The following is a 1,375-nucleotide window of genomic DNA, read 5'->3' as shown; positions in this document are numbered from 1 at the left end:
GGTAGTGTCCCGTCAAGTGGTGTAAATTCATCATCGGTGGTTTCCTGAATAGTTAAGTTTGTAAAGCCATGAGAAGGGGTTCCTCCTGCGCCCCTTCCAGCGTTTTCTTCATCGAGTCCAAAGAAAAGTAGCGCCGTCCGATCTCCCATTCGTCCTGCTGTTCCATTAATACCGCCCCAATCAGCCTTATTACCGATTTACTGTTAGGAAAGATGCCGACCACGTTACTGCGGCGTTTGATTTCCTTATTCAATCTCTCCAGGGGATTGGTAGAGTACAGTTGCCGCCAATGTTCCCGTGGGAAGGCGGTATAGGCCAGGATATCCGGTTCTGCCTCTTCCAGTTGGTCGGCAACCGGACCAAACCTGAGTTTGAGGTTATCGGCTACCCGGCGGAGTTGGATGCAAGCGCTATCACGGTCAGGTTGTGCGAAGATGGTCCGGATAGCGGCAGACACCATGGCCTGGGCACCCCGCGGCACTCTGGCCAGCGCATTGCGCATGAAGTGCACCCGGCAGCGTTGCCACGATACCCCGGTGAATACCGTGCTGATGGCTTCCTTCAGCCCCAGATGGGCATCACTGATTACCAGCATTACCCCGTCCAAACCACGGCTAACCAGTCTCCGCAGAAACTCTTTCCAGAATACACTGTCTTCACTGGGACCGACCTCAAGCCCGATGATCTCACGTTCTCCAGTTTCCCGGACGCCATAGGCGATAATTACCGCTTGACTGACCACTCGCCCCATATCCCTGACCTTGACGTAGGTGGCGTCCAGCCACAGATAGGGATAACGCCAAAATAAAGGCCGGTTGCGCCATCGTTCCACTTCATCGTCCAGCGCAGCGCATATTCGCGATACCTCGCTCTTACTGATCCCATTAAGCCCCAGTGATTGGACCAGGGATTCCACCTTGCGGGTGCTGATGCCTAATACATAGGCTTCTTGGATCACCGCCAGCAAAGATTGTTCCGCCCGTCGCCGGGGTTCGAGCAGGCTGGGAAAATAGCTGCCGTCCCGCAACCGGGGAATCTCCAAAGGTATTGTGCCGGCCCGAGTGTCCCAGCTACGCCCGCGGTAGCCGTTACGGTAGGTTAAACGACCATCATTGCGCTCATGTTTCTCAGCTCCGGTCTTTTGTTTAACCTCAAGCTCCATGACCGCTTCAGCCAGCATCTTCACCCCTTCCTTTAGGAAATCAAGCTCACTGTCACTTCCGGACTTGCGTGCCAGTTCTAAAAGTGTCATTCTGTCTTTGGCCATTGTTGTGGTTACCTCCTGAAAGTTTGTGTTGTTATTTACTTTCAAGAAACCACACAATGGCCTGCTTTTTCAATTCCAGAAATTTACACCACGTATGGGGATTCTACT

The 1,375-nt window shown here is 53.1% G+C and carries 1 protein-coding gene; it reads right to left on the bottom strand.

Translation table 11 applies throughout. From position 1 onward, the window contains the following. Positions 1-52: 52 nt before the first annotated feature. Positions 53-1,267, bottom strand: coding sequence for an IS256 family transposase (locus ABFB09_RS09635; protein ID WP_347001281.1), 1,215 nt, complete (start codon positions 1,265-1,267; stop codon positions 53-55). Positions 1,268-1,375: the final 108 nt, after the last annotated feature.

Origin of the sequence: Dehalogenimonas sp. THU2, assembly GCF_039749495.1 — a bacterium.
Taxonomy (GTDB): Bacteria; Chloroflexota; Dehalococcoidia; order Dehalococcoidales; family Dehalococcoidaceae; genus Dehalogenimonas.
Note: the sequence above shows the minus strand (reverse complement) of the source record. Positions and strands in the feature narration are given on the sequence as shown.